The organism is Flammeovirga aprica JL-4, assembly GCF_012844305.1.
GTDB classification, from domain to species: domain Bacteria; phylum Bacteroidota; class Bacteroidia; order Cytophagales; family Flammeovirgaceae; genus Flammeovirga; species Flammeovirga aprica.
Genome location: NZ_JABANE010000292.1, coordinates 1 through 1,353, shown reverse-complemented (window position 1 = coordinate 1,353; position 1,353 = coordinate 1). Strand labels below are relative to the sequence as shown.

Below are 1,353 nucleotides of genomic sequence, written 5' to 3'. Positions count from 1 at the left end.
TGAGCATTGAAGAAAGTATAAAAGAAACCCTTAACTCAGGTTATATGTTATATAGAGTAGCTCCCATAACTGAGGGTGAAGCAGCTGCTTTCATGGATGTTCTTAAACAATTATTATTATTTGAGGATAATTTTCGCCTTTTTGGTAGAGACTTGGTTTATAAAATAGAAAAATTAAAAATCAGATAACAAAGTATGGTGAACGAAAAATGAAAGAGAGGATAGTGAAATGTGTAATACCAAGATTCTCAACTATGTATTGGTTAATTGCGTTCCTAGCATTTATATTCCCCGGTCGATCTTTTGCTGACGGTTACACCGCTTACTACCGATGTAATGGTACTCAGGAAGCATCTCTTACTGTTAAAGATAACAAACTAAGTATGGTTGTAGGTCTTTCTAAGTTTAATAGGCAACTGGATACTTATAGATTCAAAGAAAAGGGAATCGAAGTAGTAATGCAGAGAGCTGCTTCTGATGATAACTCTGAGGCCATAATGTCTTTTATTATGCCTGACGTTAACAATATGACCTTATTAGTTAAAAATAACGGCTACATTATCGTTAAGACAACCTGCTGGTTAACTAAAACCGACAAACAGTAGAACACGTAGTTAGTCGAGTATTTACCATAATACCTGTTGTCGGCATCAAAAAAGCCCGCATAGCGGGCTTCAGTCGTAAACTTCGCGGCGATGTCCAATCGTGGCGGCAAGGATAACAAGCTCGTCATCTCGGATCTCACACAGAACGCGATAATCTCCCACCCGATAGCGCCAGAACTCGCCCAGCTCACCTTTGAGCGGCTTCCCTGACTGGCGAGGATCGGCAGCAACTGCAATGCGTAAACTCATAAAATCCACAATCCGTCGTGCGTTCTGTTTGTCCATCTTGCGTAACGATTTGAGCGCCCGATCGGAATAGTTAATCGTCCAGACCAAGTGACTTCCTCACGTCTTCAGACGAATGCACTGCTTCATCACCACGGCGAACGCGTGCAGCAGTTTCTGCTGAAAGATAATAATCCTCCAGGTCTTCCAGATGCGCCAGTATTGCTTCCCGCGCATAAAACGTCTTTGTTCTGCCGGTTTGCTTCGCCAGCGAGTCCAGACGGGACTCAATCTCATCAGATAACCGGATAGCAAGCATATAAACCTCCCGAACACCATTTGCTATACATGTATATCAACAGTACCACAATCAACCTAAAAGAACAAAAAATAATCTTGTTAGCCCCTCTTGATAATCCGTAACGCGGTCAATATATCTAGCTTGAGGGCTTTCCTCTTAACTATTGAAAGGATAACGATTATGGGTCTTAAGCCGGGTGCGAAACGACTTGCCGATTCAACAG

Annotated in this window: 4 protein-coding genes; 2 read left to right on the top strand and 2 right to left on the bottom strand. The window is 42.1% G+C overall.

Annotation, left to right across the window (positions count from 1 at the left end; genetic code table 11):
- A partial coding sequence (locus HHU12_RS33955) for a hypothetical protein (RefSeq protein ID WP_205960078.1) occupies nt 1-188 on the top strand: 188 nt, incomplete at its 5' end.
- A gap of 65 nt (nt 189-253) precedes the next feature.
- On the top strand, nt 254-604 hold the full coding sequence (locus HHU12_RS33950) for a hypothetical protein (RefSeq protein ID WP_004197756.1): 351 nt from the start codon (nt 254-256) through the stop codon (nt 602-604).
- Nucleotides 605-673: 69 nt separating this feature from the next.
- Here HHU12_RS33950 and HHU12_RS33945 read toward each other — a convergent pair whose 3' ends face one another.
- Both HHU12_RS33945 and relB read right to left on the bottom strand, forming a co-directional pair.
- Nucleotides 674-889, bottom strand: a complete 216-nt coding sequence (locus HHU12_RS33945; protein ID WP_012000841.1) for a type II toxin-antitoxin system RelE family toxin — start codon at nt 887-889, stop codon at nt 674-676.
- 34 nt (nt 890-923) lie between these two features.
- Nucleotides 924-1,148, bottom strand: coding sequence for a type II toxin-antitoxin system RelB family antitoxin (relB, locus tag HHU12_RS33940; RefSeq protein ID WP_000879771.1), 225 nt, complete (start codon nt 1,146-1,148; stop codon nt 924-926).
- Nucleotides 1,149-1,353: the final 205 nt, after the last annotated feature.